Origin of the sequence: Paraburkholderia sp. EG304, from assembly GCF_046543485.1 — a bacterium.
Classification (GTDB): domain Bacteria; phylum Pseudomonadota; class Gammaproteobacteria; order Burkholderiales; family Burkholderiaceae; genus Paraburkholderia; species Paraburkholderia youngii.
Genome location: NZ_JBKGUA010000530.1, coordinates 1 through 216, shown reverse-complemented (window position 1 = coordinate 216; position 216 = coordinate 1). Strand labels below are relative to the sequence as shown.

Genomic DNA, 216 nt, shown 5'->3' with positions numbered 1-216 from the left:
GCGCCAGATCCCCGGTCTTGTACAGCCGGTCGCCTGCCACAAAGGGGCTGGCGATGAACCGCTCCGCCGTCAGCTCCGGCCGGTTCAGATACCCGCGCGCAACGCCGGCCCCGCCAATGTAAAGCTCACCCACCGCCCCGAACGGCACAGGCGCGCCATGACCGTCCAGAAGATACACCCGCGTGTTCGCGATCGGACGCCCAATCGTCTCAACGA

General features: G+C 67.1%; 1 protein-coding gene. It reads right to left on the bottom strand.

All coding sequences use genetic code 11. The features are described 5' to 3' along the window. A partial coding sequence (locus ACLFKU_RS45030; protein WP_410853549.1) for an AMP-binding protein occupies nt 1–216 on the bottom strand: 216 nt, incomplete at both ends.